Raw genomic sequence first — 24,054 nt, forward strand, 5'->3', positions numbered from 1 at the left:
TGACAGTTATTACATCCAGTAAGTGCGCTTGCATCTTTATAACAATCTTGCCATAAATACGCTCTGAAACTTAATGTAAGGATACAAAATGAGTAAGTTGTACGTAGGCTCAGAAGTTGGTCAATTAAGACGTGTTCTGTTAAACCGTCCAGAGCGAGCACTCACCCACCTCACCCCTTCAAACTGTCATGAACTGCTTTTTGATGACGTTCTCGCGGTTGAAGCGGCAGGAGAAGAGCATGATAAGTTTGCCCAAACCCTTACCTCTCAGGGGGTTGAAGTACTACTACTACACGACTTACTTGTTGAAACCTTAGCGGTCGAGGAAGCTAAGACTTGGCTGCTCAATACCCAGATATCCGACCTTCGCTATGGGCCGACATTTGCGAAAGATTTGCGCCACTATCTCGCAGAGATGGACAATGAGCACTTAGCGACTGTTTTACTAGGTGGATTAGCGTATTCCGAGCTGCCAATTCAGTCAGCCTCTATGTTGCCTAGCATGCATCGTCCACTCGACTTTGTTATCGAGCCACTTCCTAACCACTTGTTTACTCGTGATACCTCTTGCTGGGTTTACGGTGGTGTGTCGCTCAACCCTATGATGAAGCCTGCACGTCAACGTGAAACCAATCATTTACGAGCAATTTATCGTTGGCATCCCGTCTTCGCAGGACAAGATTTCATCAAGTATTTTGGCGATGAAGACCTTCACTACGACAACGCTAATATTGAAGGTGGTGATGTACTGGTTATTGGTAAAGGGGCGGTTCTTATCGGCATGTCTGAACGCACGACCGCGCAAGGTGTTGAAAATCTTGCGGCAAGTCTGTTCAAACATGGTCAAGCTAAAGAAGTCATCGCAATTGAGTTGCCAAAACACCGTTCATGTATGCACCTTGATACCGTAATGACGCATATGGACATCGACACCTTCTCTGTCTATCCAGAGATCATGCGTAAAGATCTCAATACTTGGCGCCTGACACCAAAAGATCACGGTGATATGAAGGTCGAAAAAGTGCCAAGCTTTATCCATGCTATTGAACAAGCTCTTGGGCTCGATTACCTGAAAATCATCACTACTGGTGGTGACAGTTACGAAGCGGAGCGTGAGCAGTGGAATGATGCCAACAACGTACTGACGGTCAAGCCAGGGGTTGTGATCGGCTACGAACGCAATGTCTACACCAACGAGAAATATGATAAAGCAGGAATTGAAGTACTCACGATTCCGGGCAATGAACTGGGTCGTGGACGTGGTGGTGCGCGTTGTATGAGTTGCCCTATCGAGCGTGACGGGATCTAGTTCCGAGTTCCGAGTTCCGAGTTCCGAGTTCCGAGTTCCGAGTTCCGAGTTCCGAGTTCCGAGTTCCGAAAATTTAAAGGGTTGACACAAAGTGTCAACCCTTTACTTTTACATTCAGGCAATTAACTCCTAAAAAAATATCACTGCCTTCAATTTTTGTCTCACTTACCACCGCTACCTCTAGAAGGACGAAGTCCGCTCTAGGTACTCGAAGCAATGCGTACTCGATTTCTACTCCGTGCCACCCACTGTAATTGAGTCCAATTTCAATGTTGGTTGCCCAACACCTACAGGTACGCTCTGGCCTGCTTTACCACATATACCAACACCGCGGTCAATGCTTAGGTCATTACCTACCATAGAGACCTGCTGCATGGCTTCGATACCTGAGCCGATGAGGGTTGCGCCTTTCACTGGACGAGTAATCTTGCCGTCCTCAATCAAATACGCTTCAGATGCAGAGAAAACAAACTTACCAGATGTAATGTCAACCTGACCACCGCCAAAGTTAGGAGCGTAAAGGCCCTTCTTCACCGTTGAAATGATCTCTTCAGGTGTATGCTGACCAGGCAACATGTAGGTGTTAGTCATACGCGGCATAGGCAAATGTGCATAGGATTCACGACGGCCATTACCTGTCGGGTTAACCCCCATTAAACGAGCATTGAGCTTGTCCTGCATATAGCCTTTTAGTACGCCATTTTCAATCAGTGTGTTGTATTGACCGTTCACGCCTTCATCATCAACATTCAAAGAGCCACGTAAGTCTTTTAATGTGCCATCATCAACGATCGTACAAAGGTTTGATGTCACCTTTTCACCAATCTTGCCACTAAAGACCGAAGATTCTTTACGGTTGAAGTCACCTTCTAAACCATGCCCTACCGCTTCATGGAGCAACACACCCGGCCAACCAGAGCCGAGCACAACTGGCATTGTTCCTGCTGGAGCTGCATCGGCTTCTAGATTAACGAGAGCCATGCGAATCGCTTCATCAGCATACTGATAAGCGACTTTTGCACCGTCAGTTTCAGTGAGGAAGAAGTCGTAGCCAAAACGACCACCACCGCCAGAGCTACCACGCTCGCGACGGTCACCTTTTTGGGCCAGAACGCTAATAGATAAACGTACAAGCGGACGAATATCCCCAGCATAAGTGCCATCGGTTGCCGCCACCAGCATCTGCTCATGAACACCGCTGAGGCTCACAGAAACCTCTTTGATTAACGGTTCCTTAGTTCGAATATAAGCATCCAGCTCTTTCAACAACTGCGTTTTCTGCTCTTTTTCCCAACTTTCCAGTGGGTTTACAGCCGCATAATAATCTTGATTATCACTGCGCGTAAATGCTTGTACACGGCCGCTCTGTCCTTGCTGAGCAATTCCGCGAGCAGCGATTGCACTCTGCTTAAGACCTTCCAAGTGAATTTGGTCAGAGTACGCAAAACCTGTCTTTTCTCCAGTTACTGCACGAACGCCGACACCACGGTCAATATTGAACGAACCATCTTTAATAATGCTATCTTCAAGAACAAGCGATTCATGCCAACTCGATTGAAAATAGATATCGGCATAATCAATTTGGCGAGTTGCTATGCTCGACAATGTATCAGCAATATCTTGTTCGCTGAGCCCGGCGGTCTTTAACAACGCGTCTTCTACGTGATTTATGGTCATACTTTGCTCTTAATGTTGTAACTGATTGCTGAATCGAGCATGCTGAGCTACTGGCATCGCTGCTCTTAATTCTTCTACTTGAGTTAGGTCGATATCGACCAATAAATTATCGGCTTGATCAGAAAGGCTACTCATAACCTCTCCCCAAGGTGAAATAACCATCGAGTGGCCCCAAGTTTCACGTCCACACGGGTGTGTTCCGACTTGATTTACTGCGACTAGCCAAGATTGGGTTTCAATAGCACGTGCTCGTAGCAATATTTCCCAGTGTGCTTTCCCTGTTACTGCAGTAAAAGCCGCAGGAACAAAAATAAGGTTAGCTCCAGATCTAGCCAGTTCGCTGTATAAGGTTGGAAAACGAACATCATAGCAGATAGTCAACCCTAGGTGGGCAAACGGTGCTTGATAGGAGACAATTCGTTCTCCCGGCGTGAAGGTTTCTGACTCGCGGTAACGCTTGTGTCCATCGGCGACATCTACATCAAACATGTGTAGTTTGTCATAATCAGCAACTCGTATTCCGTTTGGATCAAACAGTAATGAGGTTGTTGTAACCCCCACATCACGCTTGATTGGCATGCTTCCAATCAACAGCCAAACGTTATTGTCACGCGCTAACTGAGCAAGGAAGTGCTGGATAGTTCCTTCCCCTAATGGCTCCGCATGTTGGTGGTAGTCACTACGGCTACCAAACACCAGAGCGTTTTCCGGAGTGACTATCAATTTAGCCCCTGCACGCGCCAACTCACCTACCTGTTGTTGAATATAGGCCATATTCTGCTGTGGGTTAGGCCCTGATGTCATTTGAATGAGTCCGACTCGTTCCATGAGCAAAAATCCTTACTTGATCGCTTCTCTTAGCGTTTCAGGGAGTTTAAATTCCCCTTTACTACGTGACAATTCTTTAACTATAGGGGCGTCTAACGGGCCTTTTACCTCATAGTTAACCTGAGTAAATACTTCGACCACAGGAGAGATAACTGTCGTAATCGCCAAGACATAAAGTGCTGTTTGCGGTGTGACCGCGAAGGCAGTTAACACCGGAATACCGGAGGTAATGTCAGGAGTGAAATTCACCTCAGCATCCACGGTTCTAGTATTGAGGTTAGCGAGGCCTTTAATCGTCATCTCACCCGCTACCGCATCCATCTTGATATCGTTTGTTAAGAACACACCGTTACGGATAGAACCACTGCCTGTGATGGAGTTAAATGCCATACCTTTGTCAAAAACATCACTAAAGTCGAGCTGCATTTTACGAATGATCGAATCAAGACTGAACAAGCCCAATAAACGCGCGGCACCACTGACATCGGAAATCGTGCCTTTACCCAGTTTGGTGTTAACTTCACCTTTGAGGGTATCAATTTTACCTGACCAAGGAGAACCATCCCACTCGACCTTAGCATTGAGCTCAAACGGTGCCTTTTGGATGCCTGAAGAGATACCAAATCGCTCCATAACATCACTGTTGTTTTCACCAGACATCGACACATCGAAACGAGTATGGCTCAGGGTATCGTTCAACTGCCACCATCCTTTCATGTCGACCTTATTGCTGCCGCTTTCGAAAGTCAGCTTCTTCCACTCCAACTTCTCGCCCTGTCGCTGCAAATCGAGGTGAGTCTTACCGACTTTATACCCTTGGAGCCAAAAATCATCGATGGCGAGAGTGATATTCGGTACTTGCTGGTGGAAGGTTCGATCAAAATGGCTAATCAACGGCGCTTGCTGAGCGTCACTGTCAAACATGGTTTTATCTTTGTACTCGGCAGAATCCAATTGAGGAACGTAAACATGCAGACGCTGGAGTGAAACCGATAAGTCATACGGCTCAAGATAAGAGGCTTCACCTTTTGCCTCCTGACTATCTAAACTCATGTACCAACCAAGCCCTTTTCTCTTCGCCGAGAAATCGACATCGTTCCACTCAATACCCGCTAACGTCAGCTCCTTGGCATCAATATCAATTCTAGCGGGTAGGGGAATTTTGGGCGTATTCATCTGTGCCAACACGGCTTCTGAAGGCCCTTGCTCACTCGCCAGTCGATCAATCCATTGATCGAGATCTAGCTTGTTAAGCCTGATCTGAGCCTGATGTCCAGCAACCGGACTAATTTTGAAGCTACCTTTGCCTAAAACAAGATTCGTATCGGTCAACACAGGCGTGTCTGGTCGAATATCAATTTCGGCTTGATATTTAAAGTTTGGCAATTGTACACGAGCCGTAATGCTTTCTTGGTTACCCGACGCTTGTAGTCGTCCTTTGCCTGCCATTCCGCTTGCTTTCGCTAAAGGCGCGGGAAAATGACTGGTAATCGATTTTAGATCGGCTTCAGTATCTATCTGATAAGTGAAACCAATGTCATTAAGCTGAATGTCGATATCCATCTGCCAAGGCGCATGACCTTCCAGAGGATCAAGCCAGCGGTTGCCAAGATAAGGAGTCAGAGGTTCTACATCCCAGTCACCAACCACATTAATCGCTACACCATACCCTTGAGCAATGTTCTCCCCACGAAAATCAATTGAAACGGGCTGAGTGAGTATATCGGCGGATAAACCAGCAGCACTGACAACATCGTTGTCAAATTCTACCCTTCCCGAAACCGCTTCTAATGTCATCGGTGGTGATTCAATGGTGACGTAATTTTCGGCAAGATCGGCGTATCCCCAAGCTCTTGCTTCCTTATCGGCACTAAACGGGATATTAAGCTGGAAACTGGATTCCACTTTGCCATCAACCTGAATCGCTGTTAACGCTGCGCCAACTGAATCCACTAGCGGAGATGCCGTCATATAATCTCTGACCGCATTCCCTTGTGCGATAGCCTGTGCTTCGATCTCTATATGCCCGCCTTCGGCTAATTCTGGAATACGACCAGTAATGCGTTTGGCCGTCACATCCATCAGGGTTGCACTTCGTGAATCTAGGTACATTGCGTCGTTTTGAAACAACAGATCAAGCTGAAGATCGGTAATTGGTGGCCACGCCGTATCAAAACTGAATTTTGCTTGTTTGAGCCCTACCCAAGCCTGAAACATACCGTCATTATTTTTATACGGGAAGTCAGCAAGCTCCCCATACCATAGCAACTTCGCCGCATTGACTTTACCACCTTGGATGGCGGTGCTGAGATAGTCTGTAAGTTCATATCCCAATGCTAATGTAGGCAAATAACGCCAGGTTTCACCCGCATTGAAAAGATTGGCCTCAGCATAGAAGGAAAGAAACGGGCTTTTGTTATCTGGAAAATCAAGACGAAACGCGCCAAGAACTTGTAAATCAGGCGTCGCCGCAGTGACTTTATCTGCCCATAGACGCCACCCCGTGTCGTCTCTTTGCCATACAATATCAACCTGTCCTTGCTTGATATTTAACGGGGCTTGAAACACTTCACCATAAGGTAAAACATCGTCGATTAAGTTAACGCTCGCCTTAGCTTGAGTTGGGGTACCAGAAATCGATGCCGACAGATGGTGAATACCCGGCAGCAACTCCCATTGTGACATGGTGCCTTGAGATAGCTGTGCCGAATACTTCAGCGAATCTATTGATTCACCCATAGACACTCGCACATCTTCAATTAAACCACCCAAAGATAACTTCTGAAGTAACTCTGTGGTGGTTTTAGAGTCCGGCGCGAGTTTAACTAATGGGGTAATAGCCGAAATATCCAGTTGAGATACGTTCAATCGCCACTGATCAGGTTGCCAGTCAAAGGCTGCGTCAAGCACAGGCCACTGCTTGTCATCTGTACTCAGATTGAGTGAGTGAGCGTTAACTTGCCAACCATCTGACTTAGGTTCTAACTCAAGAACTCCAGATTCAATCCACAGCTCATGCCGTTGCCCTTCCTTCCAACTTAATTCAGAAGATTCCAGTTCAACATAGGCATTGAGTGGTTGGCTTCGTTCCAACGTTAACCAGCTACTAAAACTCAGTTGGCCTTTTTCAATACCCGTTTCAGTCTTAAGATACTTTGTTAACCAAGGCGTCACTAAGACGTTTTGAGCGGATACATAGAACTCACCACTCACATCAACCAGCGAGCCAAAATCAACAAAATCGGCTCTAACTTGCGCAGAATTGAGTTCACTATTAGCCAAACTGATTTCGCCATCCGCTAAGTGCTGACGGCCATTGTTTTGCCATTTCAGTTTAGCGATCGCTAGCGTGCGAGGCGTTCCATCAATACCGAGAAAATCAATTTTCGATTGAGTTAGAGAGAAACCGTCGAGCTGGCGTAGAAGGAGTTTGTCTAGCTGCTCCAATACCCCTTTCTGCTCGCCTTGAGGCTTCAATTCCGGCGATTGCTCAGTATTGGCCCACTCAACCGATGTGATATCAAGATTAAGTTGATAGATTTTGAGCTCAGCAACGACTGGCTCCCTCTGAATCAGTGACTGGAATAGATCAAGTTCAACTTCAACGGTATCTGCTGAAAAATGAATACCACTGCTCTCAGGCGTATTGGCCTTGACCCCTTTCAGGGATATCGAAGGGTGCGAATTTCGCCAAAAACCATGTAAATCAGACACTTCAAAATCAAGTCCTGAGCCCTGATTGATCCAAGCCTGAATTTGCGGTTGGAAATGGTTGAGTTGAGGTAAGGTGATACGCAGCACTGTAACGGTAATCGCTAAAAACACTAATACCGTTACAGTGAACCAAAGCAATATTCTAAGCAGGCGAGTGGTAGTTGAGCTCACAAACAACCTTTACATCATTACGACATCGAATTGTTCTTGAATGTACAAAGGTTCTGCCTGAATTTTTACTTCTTTACCAATAAAGACTTCAAGCTCTGCCAATGCGTGAGACTCATCACCATGTAAGGTATCTGCAACGGCTGGGGATGCGTAGACAACAAACTTATCCGCATCGTAAGCACGATTGACGCGAGTAATTTCACGTAGGATCTCATAACATACAGACTCAACAGTTTTAACGCTGCCACGACCTTCACACGTAGGGCACGAAGAACACAAGATGTGCTCTATGCTTTCGCGAGTGCGCTTACGGGTCATTTCAACCAATCCAAGCTGAGTAAAACCATTGATATTGGTTTTAACACGATCTTTGTTTAGTGCGGCTTCCAAAGATGTAAGAACACGGTTGCGATGCTCATCTGACGCCATATCGATGAAATCGATAATAATAATCCCGCCAAGATTACGTAATCTAAGTTGACGCGCAATCGCCTGAGTCGCTTCGATATTGGTGTTGAAAATCGTCTCTTCGAGATTGCGTCGCCCAACGAACGCACCCGTGTTGATATCCACCGTTGTCATGGCTTCAGTTTGATCAATGATCAGATAACCACCTGATTTCAAATCCACTTTACGCTCAAGAGAGCGTTGAATTTCATTCTCGGTGTCATACATATCAAAGATGGGTTTGTCGCCTTCGTACAGCTCTAGCTTTTCGGTTAATTCAGGGACATATTCCGAAGTGAACTCTTTGAGATTCTCGAATTCTGTACGGGAGTCGACCAAGATTTTGTTAAGCTCAGTGCCGACAAAATCACGTAAGATACGTTGAGAAAGACCAAGTTCGCCATAGAGCGTCGAACGTGTTTTGTACTTACTGCGACGTTCCATGACTTTTGACCATAGACGCTTCAGGAAAGCTGCATCTTGGGAGAGCTCTTTTTCATCCGCACCTTCAGCCGCCGTACGAATGATAAAACCGCCGTTTTCATCACAGTAGTGACCGACCACTTTTTTCAGTCGATTGCGTTCTTCTTCACTCTCAATTCGCTGCGATACTCCAACATGGCTCGCCCCAGGCATAAAGACTAGGTAACGCGACGGCAGAGTAATGTCGGTCGTTAGGCGTGCACCTTTTGTCCCGAGAGGATCTTTTACCACTTGAACGACAATGTCCTGACCTTGGCGTACCAATTCAGAAATATCACGAACCTGAAACTGCTGCTTTTCATTTTCAGCAACGCACTCAGTATGTGGAACGATATCCGAAGCATGAAGAAAGGCCGCTTTCTCTAAGCCGATATCAACAAATGCAGCCTGCATGCCCGGTAGGACTCGGCTCACTTTGCCTTTATAGATGTTTCCGACAATTCCGCGTTTTGCTTCACGTTCAACATGGATTTCTTGTAGGGTTCCCCCTTCAATCATGGCCACTCGAGTTTCACTCGGGGTCACGTTGATAAGCAACTCTGCACTCATGAGCGCACCTCAAAATAAATTATAAAAATTTTTGCAAGAGCTGGTCGGTTTCATAAAGAGGCAGGCCCACAACCGCGTAGTAACTTCCTTCTATACGCGTTACAAATCGCCCACCAATTCCTTGAATACCATAACTACCAGCTTTATCGCACGGTTCACCCGTTTGCCAATATTGTTCTATTTCTTGTTCTGACAGGGTTTTAAACCATACGTCTGTAGAGACCACTACAGTTTCTTGAATCTCTTGTGTTGCGACAGTCACCGCTGTCATCACCTGATGCGCTCGTCCAGAAAGCATCAATAACATTTGTTTAGCATGCGCCAAGTCATGCGGCTTTTCCAATACCATATCGTCACAAACAACGATGGTATCAGAGCCAATCACCACTGATTCTGGTTCAAGCTTAGCCGCAGCCATCGCCTTATCTTTAGACAGCCGCGCGACGTATTGCTGCGCACTTTCTCCTGTCTTAAGACACTCTTCTACGTCAGTAACAACAACAGAAAATGAGTAGCCTAATTGTGCAAGCAGCTCTTTGCGTCTCGGCGAACCTGAGGCCAAAATCAGTGATGTATTCATTTATTATCGTATATGCCAATGGCGTCTAACGCGACGCATTAAGAGGAACATCCATGGCCAGAGTATGCAGTTAATCAAACCACTCCAAAGAGAAACGGGATTAAACGTTACATCCTGAATCAAATACTCACCACAGAAGATCAGTACATCTAAGACCATCGACATAATGCCAATTAAAATGGCTTGCTGCCAAAGAGCCATGTTGCGAATCACAAGGAAGTTCAACGCCACCAGATAGACCACGATAGACATCATCATACCGCGAATTCCGAGCGTTGAGCCGAGCAACAAGTCCCATAGAAGCCCCAAAATCAGAGCACTGCCGACATTCACTCTATGAGGCAGAGCCAAAACCCAATAGCAAGCTACTAACAGCAACCAAGATGGGCGTAGTAGGTCAAGCATACCAGGCCAAGGAATGGTCTGAAGCGTCAATGCGATTAAGAAAGAGCAAGCAATGACAAGCTTACCTTTTAGTACACTATTCGCCATTGGTATTACTCCTCCAAATTCTCAGGCAGTACTTGTTGGATCTTCTCCTGACGAGAATCATTCGGCCATATCAATAGCAAGTAACGTAAGCGTTCAAAGTCAACCACAGGCTCCGCTTCAATCACAGCAAATTCACGAGCAGTATCTCGCTCAACCTCGGCAACATGCGCCACAGGGAAGCCTTCTGGATAAATGCCACCTAAACCCGATGTCACTAATAGATCACCCTCTTCAATATCTAAACTGATTGGGATGTGATCGAGATTGATACGATCTGACTTACCATTACCCGAGGCGATAACTCGAATATCATTGCGAATCACTTGCACAGGAATGGCGCTAAGGCTATCAGTCAACAGCAACACTCGGCTGTTGTGAGCCGACACGAAGGTGACTTGACCCACGATGCCTTTTTCATTGGCGACTGGTTGTCCGACATAAACACCGTCAATCTGACCTTTATCTATCACCACTTGATGACGATATGGCGAGGTATCAACCGCCATCACTTCGGTCACCACCTTGCGTTCATCTCGAATAAATGATGAACCCAGTAGCTTTCGTAATCGCTGGTTTTCTTCACGATACTGATCAAGCAGCAGTAGATCGTTTTTAAGGCGTAACACCTCGCGCTTAAGCGTACGAGTGCTTTCCATATAATCTTGACGGATGTTAAAACGCTCATAAGCGCCATCAAACATTACGCGAGGAACATCCGCTAAATATTGGATTGGGGCTACTACACTATTGAGCAGATAACGTACGTGGGCAAATGCGCCTAAACGACTATCAGCCAGCATTAGGCTGGCTGATAGAATGACGGCAAAAAACAGACGTAGCTGAAGTGAAGGTCCCCGGCCAAAAATAGGCTTCATAGAATATGAGATCCTTATCTTGCCAATCTTGGCATAACGCCAAGATCAATCAATTATTCTTCGCTAAACAGATCGCCGCCGTGCATATCGATCATTTCAAGAGCTTTACCACCACCACGCGCAACACACGTTAGTGGATCTTCTGCGATAACAACAGGGATACCTGTTTCTTCAGTCAGAAGACGATCAAGATCTTTAAGTAACGCACCACCACCCGTTAGTACCATACCGTTTTCTGAGATATCAGAAGCAAGCTCTGGTGGACATTGCTCAAGTGCAACCATTACTGCCGAAACAATACCTGTTAGTGGCTCTTGAAGTGCTTCAAGAATCTCATTGGAGTTTAGGCTAAAGCTACGCGGCACACCCTCTGCTAGGTTACGACCACGAACTTCGATCTCTTCAACCTCATCACCTGGATAAGCAGAACCGATTTCATGTTTGATCTTCTCTGCGGTTGCTTCACCAATCAAGCTACCGTAGTTACGACGCACATAGTTGATGATCGCTTCATCGAAACGGTCACCACCAATACGCACTGACGAAGAGTAAACCACGCCATTTAGTGAGATAACCGCAACTTCCGTCGTACCACCACCAATATCGACCACCATGGAACCCGTTGGCTCAGAAACGCGTAGACCTGCACCAATCGCTGCTGCCATAGGTTCGTCAATTAGATAAACTTCTCGAGCACCTGCACCTAGCGCAGATTCACGGATTGCACGACGCTCTACTTGAGTTGAACCACAAGGGACACAAACAAGTACACGTGGGCTTGGTTTTAGTACGCTATTGTCATGCACTTGTTTAATAAAGTGCTGAAGCATTTTTTCTGTCACGTAGAAATCAGCGATAACGCCATCTTTCATTGGACGGATTGCAGAGATGTTACCTGGAGTACGGCCTAGCATCTGCTTTGCGGCGTGTCCGACAGCAGCGACACTTTTGCCCGCACGGTTGCGGTCTTGACGAATTGCAACGACAGAAGGCTCGTCTAGGACGATGCCCTGTCCTTTAACGTAGATAAGAGTGTTGGCAGTACCTAAATCGATAGATAGGTCATTTGAAAATATGCCACGAAGTTTTTTGAACATATTCTTCGCTCGTCCTGAAAGAATTATAAGATAGAAAATTGCACTAAATGTACCAATGCCTTGCCGCTACAGCAAGGCATTGAAGTGTAAACATGGGCTGAAACACGCAATTTCTAACAGATTCCTAACGATGGGCAAAAAAAACACAGAAATTACTGCCCAGTTAAGCCCGGTTCACCTCTGAAGATCACCCGATCATTTCCTCGATAAATTCCGAACGTCACCACTGCTGAGGGGTTTTCCTCATTAATCTGATTCTGATCCCAGTCATACATTAGCCAAGTTTGACCATTATTGGTGCCATTACAAGTGGCCGATGAAGCACTAGCATCAAGTCTCAACCAAATTTCGATTTGCTCGCGATTCGGGGTGTTTTGTGTCGCAACAATCGCAGACGAAGCACCATCAACCAATGTACCAACACCAGTTAGACGAACATTATCTCCCTTATCGCTCTCGTTAGGCCAGATCATTTCTGTGCAGTAATGTGTACTGTCAAAGGAGGAGAAACTATCTTCAGGATTAGTGATGAAGCGACTGCCATTCCAGTACTGAGCTTGTAATGGTACAGGTAACGTGGCCGCTTCTACCCCTCCCACATCTGTCATATTGAATCGACCAAAAACGAGGCGGGGTTGCTCATCAGGTAACACCTGACTGCTGGTAGGTTCGAGGTCACTAGAGGACTGCTTAAAGCGTACAGGGTCGCCTATCAATGAAGGTTCTATCTGCAAACTCACTTCAAGAGCATCACCTGAGAAGTAATTATATGGACCATCGGGAGTGAAGTTAGGAGCCTTACTCCAGATAATCTGAGAGCTATTCAATCGCCATTGATGGGCTTGATAATCGGAGTTCATAGCGAGACTAGCAGCATCAGCATTGAGCAGCCTATCTTGGTTATCCATGAAAAACACTGCTTGTAAATCATTAGAGAACAGGCCGTAGTTTTTCACTGTACCACCTTGTACGTTAAACGCTCCAACAGTTGCCAATACGCTTTCAAAAGGCTGATTCATATAGGTAAAACCTTGAATAGCCCCTGCGGTGACTGAGTCATTCCACGCATTACTTTCGATGGTAAAATAGTCTGGGTAGAAGCGTCCTATAGGACGGAAACCTTGATTAATGTCCATCCCTAAGTAACTGTTTGAGCTTTCGGCTTGCAAACGAACACTCCCCACTTCACTCCAACTCAAATCTGGGAACTCAAAATAATTACCACTGGATGCTTTCTCATCATGTTCAACCGACAACTTACCAGTTAGTTGACCAGGATCTCCGCCAGTTGGTGAGTCTATTTGGTGAGTTAGTTCAACTGCAGTTGAGACGGAATTGGAATCAAAGAAATTCCTAGTTACGGGCACATTGCATAGTCCTGCAACCTCTATCGGACCGGAAACTGCACCTCCACTCTGCCAAATAATTGGTTTTACTTGAACGTCAAAGCTCTCCCCCGAGGCTTTATATCCGACGCCGCCATTCGATGTACCTGAAATATCATCATCACTACAAATCGCAAATGTCCATGGACGTGCATTAACCAAGAAGCTACCCGCCAAACTTGCAATGCCACTCTCTGGACAATCACTTAATTCACTGCACGGAAATGCGCTATCTTGAACTTGCACCTTAAAGACACCTGATTCATTTACCTGAATTGGCGTCAATACTGCACTGTTATTTTGAAAAACCGGGCTAAACACCGGTGTACTGCCAATTATCCCTGTAGACGGCAATTGCAGCAGCCAATTGACCGTTGGGGTGCCAGTGTAATTGACCACTGTCGATGCTCCATCATTACACGCCAGCACACTAAGTGATTGTTCATATTCTCTTCCAGCAATAACGTTGATATCACTGGCCGCAAATTTGTACGGTACAAAGTTAACCTGATTGCTAGCTGGACCGTTTTCTCCATTCCATGAACCTGAAATCGAGTAACTCCCTACATCAGTTGAACGTAAATGCAGTGTCTTTTGTCCATTCACCAAACTAGAGGAATAATTTGAACCATTAACACTACAATTTCCGTTATCGCACCACTTGCTTGAAGAGAAAGGATTGGCATTGACTGTAAAATTTGGGGTTGCTGGTTGAGTGATTACGCCATTCTCATTGATGGTTTTAAATAGAACAGGTAACTCCTCACAGGTAAGTGCAAACTCATACTGAGGCTCTATGACGAAAGTAAGTTGTTCTTCTGTAGGTTCACATAAGTGTCGCTGCCGATAGAGTGTGGATACTTCAGAGTCTGAAAGTGAACGGTCAAAAATGGTTACTTCGTCTATGTATCCGTTAAAAGAGCGAGTGGTAAAATTGGCATCATTTCCTAAACGTAAAGCTTCGAAATTAGTTTTCAGCTTTCGCTTGCCATTGCCCCCTACGACCTTATCTAAAGAACCATTAATATATAATTTGGCTTGCTGGTTCTTTCTACTCGCATCGTAATCAATAGTAATATGGTACCAAGTATCTAATTGTATCGTGGTATTGCTGGTTAATGTTTTGACCTGATTGTTTTTTTGCAACCAATACCAGTAAATTTTTCCTTGGCTATTGATGTGAAACTCATAGTTTGTATCTTTAGCCACAATAGTAAACAGTTGTCCAGAGCGCGGGTATCCGTCACTTAACTTAACCCACGCTGACACAGCTAAATCGTCTTCAAAACTAAGACCTTGTGAATGGTCAACTTGAACAAAAGAGTTATCGCGATTATTAAACTCTGCATAACCACAAGTACCATAATCTAGTGAGTTATTCTCTAAGGCCGGCAAGAAAGGGACATGATTTAGATTTGGATTGTTAACAGCACGACCATCATAACCGCCAACACTATCAACAACATCATATGTCATACCACCTGCCCAGAGGCTTTCATCAAAATGATACTTAGCTATAGGGCTAAGAGTTGTGCCATCACAGGCATTGACTGGATCAGTTCTGTATAAGCACTGCCCTTCAACCACGCTCTCGTTGCGAAAGAAGATTGTGGCCCAGCTGTTATTTGCTGCCGTGGCGTCTCCACGAACAACTGTGTTGTCTAAATTGATATGATGATTATAACTTTGTACATTACCGACTATTTCAACATCGGTTAAAAATACCTCTCCAAAGCTAATGACGTCACTATCAACACGTGAGGCATTCGTAACAAAAATCCGATTATTGCTGCGGTTGGAGACTCTCCCTTGTATCACGGAATCATCTATTGTAAGCGTGGTTCCAACATCAACGTAACCATTGATTTGAGAGTCATTGCCAATGTAAATATCCGTATTGGATCGATTGACTACGTTACCATTGATCACTGAATCCAAAATGGTTACTTGTGTGCCCGCATTAATACCTCCCTCAATATGCGCGCCTGCATGAATGTAGATTGACTGGTTCGTATTATTCCAAACATCACTATAAACTTGTGAATTTTTGACCTCAATACGCCCAAATCCCTCTACGTAACCCGAGATATAGCTCCCGTCATTAATCGAGATATTTTGATTAACGTTATTTTTGAGGTAACCGTAAACATAGGTACCCGATAGTTGGAGCCCCGTGTGTAAGTTAATATTCCCATAGATAACCGAGTCATCGAAGTAACTGACTGAACTCCAATTACTTGATTGTAACTGGGTTGTTACACCTAACTGCCCAATCTGCGAGTTATCTAGGTTATAACCACCATACGCAACAATAGTCGAGCCATTATTGACATATATTGTGCTGTTTCGCGCGATGAATTGACCATTACAGTAATAATGCCTTAGGGCAGGAGATGGGCTGTATGAGACGCCACCTGAACACAATGCCGCAAAGTCATTTAAATCATTTAGATAGTAATTTTTCGCCACGGCAAGTGAAGGCAACAACAGTGTAATGAACAATAAAGTTAACAGTCTAATTCGACAGTTCAAGTGCCTAATCATTGTACATTATTCCTTCACCCATGCTTGCTGACTTCTCACGACCTCAGATAATCCTGAACCACACGTCACACTGCTCTCGAATATATAGAATGTCTCACCATCGAGTGGCCCCTTTAAAGTACAGCTTAGCTCGACGTTTCTACAGCTTGCAACCGTTGAAATAAGCGCGTTGGCTCGATTTTGCAATTCCGCGGAGACATCTGTGGTATTACTGTTTGAATCGGGGTCGCAATGCGCAGCAACCGAGGACTCGGTTGAGTTAAGGGGATAAAACAGAGTTAATGCAAGCTCGTTCACTGAGTGGCTTAACAACCAAGCTTGTGTTCCCAATACATCGCGAGTATGAGCATCGCTATTAGATAGCTCTATTCGACTTAATGCCGTAGCCAAAAAGCCCATAACAACAAGCACAAATATCACAACAACATAGAGATTCCCTTGCTCATGTTTACGGTACATTAATCACCTGTATATCCTGCTCAAAATTCGTTGTTTCACCATTTTGACTAAAAGTTAAATTCGCCCGAACCAATCCGTTGTTTTGCACAGTCGCGGGGATATAGTTAAGAGTTCCTATCACGACAAAATCTGAAAGAGCATCACCATCTCGTTCGACTCGTCCTTGACCTACTCCAGCTGAAATACAGTAACTACGCTCTTGATTGCGATTGAAAATATAATAACGTTTAGCCACTGATTCACTGCGAAGATTACTGGCTTCATTTTCTAATGAGAAAACCTGATTAGCCAACACAGACACTTTGTTGGTCAAAATTATAGAGTCATCACGAACACCAAGGTTAGTTGTGGGATTAATAATCAGGGATAAACCGTCAAAGCTATTTGCATTGAGGTCATCTCGTTGACCAACAATAAACTCCACATCATTCCCTGATAATGCATAGAATCCCGAGTAAACAATTGGATAAAAAAACACACAATTATCTTGTGAGCGAAATAGGTTTGGTACAGCGTGACGTATTTCTCTCGACATTTTCTCTAAAACAAACTTCGCCTGAGTTTGTAAACGCTGGCGGTCAATAGTATCTGTATAACCCCGCGCTCCTAGCTCTACAAAACCAGCAATACCCAAAACTAAAATCGCCCCGACAATCAGAGTAATCACCATTTCAATTAGCGTAAAACCTTTTGCTCTCATCAGTAATTACCTCGATAAGCGCTTAAGTTAACTGGGGATTGATTTGTTGCCGAGATTGTCAGTCTAATTCTTTTTAAGCTTGTCCCATTGGCATAACTAACACTAATGTCCAAGCGGAAATTACGATAACTATTATCAGCTAATAACAAATTTAGATCACGACAACCATTTGCCGCTTGTGGCTCCCAACAGCCTATAAAATCATCAACATCGTTATAGAGGTCTGGGCGAATTGCTTCTGGTTCAACCCCAACGTCCTCTTCTGCACCAAAATCAGCCTGAGCAGTACAACTAACGGTAGCCTGTCCTGCGATTACTTCACCGCAACGCCTAACTCCACCAGTGAAGTCACTGTTATGATCAAACCCTCGTGCCAAAATTTGCGTCATCACACTTTGCCCCAACGCTGCTGCTCGGGTTTGATAATGAGGGTTAGCAGAACGGGATATTTGTGGAACAAGAAAATTAGTAATCGTGATCATCGCCAGGCCCATGATAATTATCACAATCACACTTTCTATAAGGGTAAAACCCTTAAAGCGAGACTCCACCTTTTCCATTATGAGCAGTTCCCTTGTGATACATAACCATTTTGTGCAATCGAGACTAGGCAGGTAGAAGAACCTGAGCGGATTTGTATATTAACCGCATCACTTGGCTCTCCAAGTAAATTAAACTCTAAGCAATTCAAAGCTGGAGTAAAATTCACTCCATCGATAGACACCCAGTCGCTCCTTTGTGTATTAGAAAGCACACAACCTTCAACTGAACCCAAGCAGGTTGAAGATATTCGCAAAGCGGTATTGCTATCGTCAGCGCATGAAGCCTCCCTATTCGATTGCATGCGGTTAACCTGAACCTGACGAATAACCGAAATTACCTGCTCTTGAGCAACAAAGGGAGAAAAGCCGGAAGTACCAGCATAACGACTGGCAGCATACGCAGAAACAATCGCAATAAGTAGGATGACAATAATCAACTCTACTAATGTAAAACCAGAGAACTTCGACTTAATCATGCCTAGTACCGTGAAGGGAGACTTTTAAAGTATATCAGTTGGTGCAAAAGAGCTGCGTGATGAGGACTGAAAGATGATGGTATAACGTAAGAAAAAGGCCAGCGTTGCTGGCCTTTTTTAACTTCTAGTTGTTAGTGCACACAGCACCACTGACAACTGAGACACTAGCTGCAATAGTATCACTTGTCGACTGTACATATTGAACACAGTTAGTTGTGTATGATGGGATACCAAATGAAGATGCCGCCGCACTAACTACGGTATAACTTTTAATATATTCGAAATCCTCACCAGTCCCTAACCCAGTAACAATTGCAGACAAATCTGCATCAGTTGCTTTCGGATAACCATAAGCGGTATTAATTGTAGTTCCACTCATAGTAACCGTGGAATCTTCAAGAGCTTCGCGTCCTTCAATCGCTGACTTACCATATACAATACCTGCCGCACCCTGCATAGCTCCAGCTAAACCCTCAAGCGTAGCAATTCTCGCATCGTCTTGAATATTCAAAAAACGTGGTGCCGCAGTGACGGCAAGAATACCCAAAATAACAATGACTACCACAAGTTCAATAAGGGTGAAACCGCCTTGTCTTTTCATCGTTCTATCTCTCTATTTTATAGCGCATTACTGCAGAGTTACGGTCACACGACCCGTTTCAATTTCATAAACAAACTGATTTTCGCTATTACCCTCTTGCTGAATATAGGTGCAAGTTGAAGCCGCGTCATCAGCCTGGGCTGAATACTTAATATTTGAATCGGCCTCAGCTTGAGCAGTTGTGCCCACTCTTGGCGGATTCTGAAGTAGGTTAGACATGAGTTCGATACAAATATCATTGGTCAGTCCGGCAGGAAAACTATTGTCACCGTTGTTGATGGCATACGGATAGCCATCTCTAAAATCCCCACCAGCTTGGTCAGAACTTGTAAGCCAAAAATCAACACCGTCATAGTTCACTGTATTACGTGTTGTACCATCAATGGTCACCGAGGGTCTCGCCTCTGCTTCCCACTGAGCTCTAGCCGATAACACGCCCGTCGCATATCCGCCAGCAACACCTTCAACACTGGCTTTTTTTGCTTCATCAGTCACGTCTAAAAAGCGCGGTAACGCCGCCACGGCAAGTAAACCTACCACGACAATGACCACGACCAACTCAACCAATGAAAAACCAGACTGTTTGTTAGCCATAAATTAATAACCTACTATTTAGTACACCGTATTATACGGAATTTTCTTACTTCTGCTAGAAGCCAAACTTCAATTATGAGACTCAGCTAAGAATCCAACTTTAGCAGAAAACTTGTTACCGATCAGATTGATAGTGAACACTCTGCCTTGCTGATAAAAATAGCTACAACTGTAGCTGGTGCCTATTGAATCATCGACTATCTTCCATGGCTCTTTACCTAGGATTTCTTTCTCTGGGTATAGAACCTCTAACCAAAAAATACAGCTATTCTGTCGGTCACTATCAAGCGGTTCAATCCACCCACTATTAGTGTAGTTCAACACCCTACCATCAACCTCTAACGGCGTATTTCTCTTTGCCAATAACCACTGCTGCTTAAAGTAACTCGCTCGTTCAATCACTCTTTGCGTCGCCAGCAAAAAAGCAGAATCGTTGGCCTTAACTTCTACATTCTGCCACGCGAGTAGCAAGCTGAGAGTCAGAACCATCACCACCAACAACCAAGTGATTAATCTTGAGCGCTGAAGGAACAGTGCCGCATTAACCCTTGATAGCATCAAGCATGCCCCACATCGGCAGGAAGATACCCAGCGCAAGCACTAACACCATACTGGCGACAATCACCAACAATATCGGCTCGATGCGTGCTGTTAGTGTTTTTAGGTCATAGTCCACTTCTCTGTCATAGAAGTCAGCTACTTCTAGTAGCAGTTCATCTATTCGCCCCGTCTCCTCACCGACAGAAATCATCTGAATAACCAATGGTGTAAAGATGCCGCTATTTATTGCTGTCGATGATATAGGGCTGCCCGCTTCAATAGAGGATTTCATCTCAAGAAGTCGGTTTTCTAGAAATCGATTTCCTAACGCTTCCGCAGATAAAGCCAATGATTGATTGAGCGGTACCCCCGCCTTAAGCATCAAGGCAAAGGTTCTTGAAAATCGTGACAGTTGAGCTCGATTGATCAACTCTCCGACCACAGGCATTCTCAAGCGAAACTTATCCCACTGCTCACGACCATTGGCAGTCCCGATCCAAGCTTTCAGGGCAAATAAGGCACCTATCATGATAGCGACCAGAACCAACCAATAGTTAACAAAGAATTCTGACGTTGAAATGAGGATTCGTGTTGGCAGTGGCAGATCGACACCGAAGCGAGCGAACATACTGGTAAACTGAGGGATCACTTTAACGTTGAGAATAAACATCGCGACCACAATAAAACTGATCACAAACGTCGGGTAACGCATCGCTGTTTTAATACGCTTACGTGTTTCAACTTCCTGCTCATAGTAGTTCGCCAGTTGCAACAAGGCCTGATCAAGACGACCTGTGTTCTCCCCGACATGGACCATAGAGACAAACAGTGAGCTAAACACTTTAGGATACATCTGCATTGAATTCGACAAGCTGCGACCGTTGGTTAGCTCTTGAGTGACCGCTTCAAGCGCTTGCTGAAGTTGCTTGTTGGCGCTATTTTGACTCAACCCTTTCATCGAGCGCAGCAAGGGAACTCCGGCTTTAGTTAAGCTGTATAGCTGACGACAGAAAATGACCAGTACTTCCAAAGGGATCGTTGGAGTGAGTAACGATTTGACATCAATATTGAACGCAGCCTGACCACCGCCAGCCTGAATACGGGTCGGAATGATTCCCTTATTCAACAACTGTTCGGCAACCGCATCCTGAGTCGGTGCTTCTATCGTTCCAGACGTCGCTGAGCCATCTGAGTGTCTGCCTTGATATCGAAAATGTGGCATAGTGATTCCTAGATGTAGATCGCCTGTGCAGAACCTGAAGAGTCACCTTCTCCCAAGGTCTTCACTTCACTCAAACTGACAATGCCTTGCAAAGCTAACTCCATGGCAGAAGCAAGCAACGGTTTGTAGTTGGGTGCGTTACGTGCCACGCGTGAAAAGCCTACGGCATCATTTGCGCGCAGCATATCCATCATATCTTGCTCAAGCTCAAGCATTTCAAATACACCAATACGCCCTCTGTAACCCGTTAGGTTACAGTTTTGGCAACCACGGCCTTTAACAAAACGACTTTCAACCTGATTAGGGAAGCGTTGAGCGATCCATTGCTTGTCTGCCGCATCAAGCTCATCTTCCGTTTTACAATCAGGGCATACTTTTCGCACCAATCGCTGAGCGACGACCGCACGAACAGCACTCGCAACAAGATAGCCTGGCGCCCCCATGTCCATCATTCGTAGCGCACTATCGACCGCATCATTGGTATGCAATGTACTTAGCACTAAATGCCCAGTAAGTGCTGCACGAAGGCCAATTTCGACCGTTTCCTGATCACGCATCTCACCGACCAAGATGATATCAGGGTCTTGACGTAGAAATGTTCTCAACACAGTAGAGAAATCGAGGTCTATCTTAGGATTAACCTGAACCTGATTGACTCGCGGTAATCTGTATTCAACGGGATCTTCAGCAGTAATGATTTTTTTGCCTGGCTCATTGAGTTCATTGAGTGCACCATACAGAGTCGTTGTTTTTCCCGAACCAGTTGGGCCAGTCACTAATATCATGCCGTGAGGTCGACGCAATTGACGCCTTAACCTGACGAGTAGATCATCGGGCAAACCTGACTCTTCTAGTTTTCTTACGCCAGAAGACTGATTGAGCAGACGCATAACCACCGACTCACCGTATTGCACTGGCATAGTAGACATACGAATGTCTACCGATTGCCCTTTGGCTCGGATATTAAAGCGTCCATCCTGCGGCAAACGCTTTTCAGAAATATCTAAGTTAGCCATTAGTTTTAGACGCAGCACTAACGCCGAGGCAATGTTGACCTCATTGAGCAATGTTTCATGCAAGACACCATCGATACGCTGGCGTAGACGCAGAACATTCGAATCTGGTTCAATGTGGATGTCCGATGCTCCCACTTGGATGGCATCTTCAAACAGTGAATTGATCAGCTTAACCACAGTCACTTCGTCACTGTCTTCACCTTCAATATTAAAATCGAAGGCTTCGGTTACCTGATGCTCCGCCTGTAACTGCTCTGCAAACGAAGCAATTTCTTTAGTTCGACGATAGTAGCGATCAAACCCTTCCACCAGTTGTTTTTCTGGTGCGATAACAAACTCGATCGCGTATTGCGATAATTGACCGAGTAGTGCCTCCTGAGCAAACAGGTCGGCAGGATCGCTCATTGCGACTCGCAAGGTATCCATTTGACGAGCAATGACCAATGCCCGCAAACGGCGAGCATGCACTTCAGGCAGAAGTTGGACTGCATCGATATCGACATTGGCTCGACTGAGATCGATCAAGGGAATATCAAGTTGCTGAGACAAAAATGTCAGCATCTGATGCTCACTTAAGAATCCTAACTCGATTAATGTCGCACCTAACTTTCGACCCGTTGATTGCTGTGCATTTAGCGCCTGTTCAACTTGGTGTTCAGTGATAATGCCCTCTTCGACTAGCAAATCACCCAAGCGCTTTCTTAATTTAATTTTCACTACTGGATTCCTCTAAACTGCTAATCAGAGTTAGTCGGTCTCGGATAAATTGCTGCGACTGGCTAGAGAGTCCAAGCTTAGTCAACGCTTGGTGGTAGGCGCTTTTTGCCGATGCTAAATCAAAAGCTCGCTCTTGTTGAATAGCCAGTCCTAACCACCAGCGAGCACTATCAGGCTCGATGGCAACTAACTGCTGGTAACTTTGCAGAGCCATCTCATCTTGCTTTTCTTTTTGCGCTAAAGCAGCACGTAAAGCTAAGTACTCCACTGAGACAGATTTTGGTAGGGCACTGAGTACCGTTAAAGCCACGCCGTTCTGCTGCTCTTTCATCAGCATTCTTGCCAAAGCTAAGCGTAAATCAACATCCTCTGGGTTGAGGGCGATACCTTTTTGCAAAATTTCAGCGGCTTTTCTTACTTCTCCTTTACCATAGTAAAGCGCAGATAAGCGTTTTCTAACTGAGGCATCGGCCGGTGTATAACGCAATGCCTCACTATAATGATTGAGTGCTTCTGATAGATTGTTGCCATCCAGTGCTTTTTTTGCGCGCTGTTGTGCTTTATCCGACAACTGCTGTGGCGTTAAATCGACTTGCTCAATGACCACTTCGCCTAGTTGAGCCTGTGTCACTTGAGAAGCTTGGTTGCTTGTCGCTTTATTTTGAGCCAGCAAAACAGTCGGAGCTTGCTGTAAATGTGGCGTTTTTTTACTCACCTTTTGCGTTTCTATAGCGGATTGGGACGGCTTATCTTGGCGATCCGTCCGATACAGGGCAGAGTGATTGGGCGTCACTTTCTGAGTGGGTGAAGCAACCTCAATTTGCTCGCTCGCAAATTCGATGGTCTCAAGTCGATCGCTCATCGGTGCTTGCTGAGATATTGCCCAGCCACCAACCGCTAAACTCAGCGCAAAACTTCCTACCACCCAAGGTAAAACAGGACGTTGTTTCACTGGGGCGATATCAGCTTTGGTAAGTGTCACTTTCGATGGCGACTCTTTAGCTAACTTGGCAAGCGCGTTATTAATTGCACTCAT

20 protein-coding genes are annotated in these 24,054 nt (G+C 45.2%); 1 reads left to right on the forward strand and 19 read right to left on the reverse strand.

Annotation, left to right across the window (positions count from 1 at the left end; genetic code table 11):
- The first annotated feature begins 88 nt into the window (after positions 1–88).
- Positions 89–1,309: an arginine deiminase gene (gene arcA, locus ACQEXT_RS10480; RefSeq protein ID WP_331417540.1), complete on the forward strand. Its 1,221-nt coding sequence runs from the start codon at positions 89–91 to the stop codon at positions 1,307–1,309.
- Positions 1,310–1,540: 231 nt separating this feature from the next.
- Here arcA and tldD read toward each other — a convergent pair whose 3' ends face one another.
- From tldD to ACQEXT_RS10575, 19 genes are all read right to left on the reverse strand, one after another.
- Positions 1,541–2,986: a metalloprotease TldD gene (gene tldD, locus ACQEXT_RS10485; protein WP_426951956.1), complete on the reverse strand. Its 1,446-nt coding sequence runs from the start codon at positions 2,984–2,986 to the stop codon at positions 1,541–1,543.
- Positions 2,987–2,995: 9 nt separating this feature from the next.
- On the reverse strand, positions 2,996–3,814 hold the full coding sequence (locus tag ACQEXT_RS10490; protein WP_138973818.1) for a carbon-nitrogen hydrolase family protein: 819 nt from the start codon (positions 3,812–3,814) through the stop codon (positions 2,996–2,998).
- 12 nt (positions 3,815–3,826) lie between these two features.
- Positions 3,827–7,699, reverse strand: a complete 3,873-nt coding sequence (locus ACQEXT_RS10495; protein WP_426951957.1) for a YhdP family protein — start codon at positions 7,697–7,699, stop codon at positions 3,827–3,829.
- Between the two features lie 9 nt (positions 7,700–7,708).
- A complete protein-coding gene (rng, locus tag ACQEXT_RS10500) occupies positions 7,709–9,178 on the reverse strand; it encodes a ribonuclease G (protein ID WP_426951959.1) in 1,470 nt (489 codons plus the stop codon).
- A gap of 19 nt (positions 9,179–9,197) precedes the next feature.
- A complete protein-coding gene (locus ACQEXT_RS10505; protein WP_138973821.1) occupies positions 9,198–9,758 on the reverse strand; it encodes a Maf family protein in 561 nt (186 codons plus the stop codon).
- Positions 9,759–9,761: 3 nt separating this feature from the next.
- Positions 9,762–10,250, reverse strand: a complete 489-nt coding sequence (mreD, locus tag ACQEXT_RS10510; protein ID WP_269377959.1) for a rod shape-determining protein MreD — start codon at positions 10,248–10,250, stop codon at positions 9,762–9,764.
- Positions 10,251–10,255: 5 nt separating this feature from the next.
- Entirely contained in the window at positions 10,256–11,125 is an 870-nt protein-coding gene (gene mreC / locus ACQEXT_RS10515; protein ID WP_138973823.1) for a rod shape-determining protein MreC, read from the reverse strand.
- Positions 11,126–11,178: 53 nt separating this feature from the next.
- A complete protein-coding gene (locus ACQEXT_RS10520) occupies positions 11,179–12,222 on the reverse strand; it encodes a rod shape-determining protein (protein WP_004747218.1) in 1,044 nt (347 codons plus the stop codon).
- A gap of 152 nt (positions 12,223–12,374) precedes the next feature.
- Complete coding sequence (locus ACQEXT_RS10525; RefSeq protein ID WP_426951960.1) at positions 12,375–16,151, reverse strand: DUF6701 domain-containing protein; 3,777 nt, start codon at positions 16,149–16,151, stop codon at positions 12,375–12,377.
- Positions 16,152–16,157: 6 nt separating this feature from the next.
- A complete protein-coding gene (locus ACQEXT_RS10530) occupies positions 16,158–16,610 on the reverse strand; it encodes an MSHA biogenesis protein MshP (protein WP_426951961.1) in 453 nt (150 codons plus the stop codon).
- Positions 16,600–17,310 carry a PilW family protein gene (locus ACQEXT_RS10535; RefSeq protein WP_426951962.1) on the reverse strand — a complete coding sequence of 237 codons (711 nt, stop codon included), beginning with the start codon at positions 17,308–17,310 and terminating at the stop codon, positions 16,600–16,602. Before ACQEXT_RS10535 ends, ACQEXT_RS10530 begins: the two co-directional genes overlap by 11 nt.
- Positions 17,310–17,870, reverse strand: coding sequence for a type IV pilus modification PilV family protein (locus ACQEXT_RS10540; RefSeq protein WP_426951963.1), 561 nt, complete (start codon positions 17,868–17,870; stop codon positions 17,310–17,312). The genes ACQEXT_RS10535 and ACQEXT_RS10540 overlap by 1 nt, the downstream gene beginning before the upstream one ends.
- The gene (locus ACQEXT_RS10545) at positions 17,870–18,328 is read right to left on the reverse strand and encodes a prepilin-type N-terminal cleavage/methylation domain-containing protein (protein WP_426951964.1); all 459 of its coding nucleotides are present in this window, start codon (positions 18,326–18,328) and stop codon (positions 17,870–17,872) included. The genes ACQEXT_RS10540 and ACQEXT_RS10545 overlap by 1 nt, the downstream gene beginning before the upstream one ends.
- A 124-nt stretch (positions 18,329–18,452) precedes the next feature.
- Positions 18,453–18,929: a type II secretion system protein gene (locus ACQEXT_RS10550; RefSeq protein ID WP_426951965.1), complete on the reverse strand. Its 477-nt coding sequence runs from the start codon at positions 18,927–18,929 to the stop codon at positions 18,453–18,455.
- Between the two features lie 27 nt (positions 18,930–18,956).
- Positions 18,957–19,523: a prepilin-type N-terminal cleavage/methylation domain-containing protein gene (locus ACQEXT_RS10555; RefSeq protein WP_426951966.1), complete on the reverse strand. Its 567-nt coding sequence runs from the start codon at positions 19,521–19,523 to the stop codon at positions 18,957–18,959.
- 69 nt (positions 19,524–19,592) lie between these two features.
- Positions 19,593–20,081: an MSHA biogenesis protein MshF gene (locus ACQEXT_RS10560; protein WP_426951968.1), complete on the reverse strand. Its 489-nt coding sequence runs from the start codon at positions 20,079–20,081 to the stop codon at positions 19,593–19,595.
- Positions 20,065–21,285, reverse strand: coding sequence for a type II secretion system F family protein (locus tag ACQEXT_RS10565; protein ID WP_331427243.1), 1,221 nt, complete (start codon positions 21,283–21,285; stop codon positions 20,065–20,067). The genes ACQEXT_RS10560 and ACQEXT_RS10565 overlap by 17 nt, the downstream gene beginning before the upstream one ends.
- Before the next feature lie 8 nt (positions 21,286–21,293).
- Entirely contained in the window at positions 21,294–23,018 is a 1,725-nt protein-coding gene (locus ACQEXT_RS10570; protein ID WP_426951970.1) for a GspE/PulE family protein, read from the reverse strand.
- On the reverse strand, positions 23,008–24,054 hold the full coding sequence (locus ACQEXT_RS10575; RefSeq protein WP_426951971.1) for a tetratricopeptide repeat protein: 1,047 nt from the start codon (positions 24,052–24,054) through the stop codon (positions 23,008–23,010). Before ACQEXT_RS10575 ends, ACQEXT_RS10570 begins: the two co-directional genes overlap by 11 nt.

Source organism: Vibrio sp. TRT 29B02, from assembly GCF_050113655.1.
Taxonomy (GTDB): domain Bacteria; phylum Pseudomonadota; class Gammaproteobacteria; order Enterobacterales; family Vibrionaceae; genus Vibrio.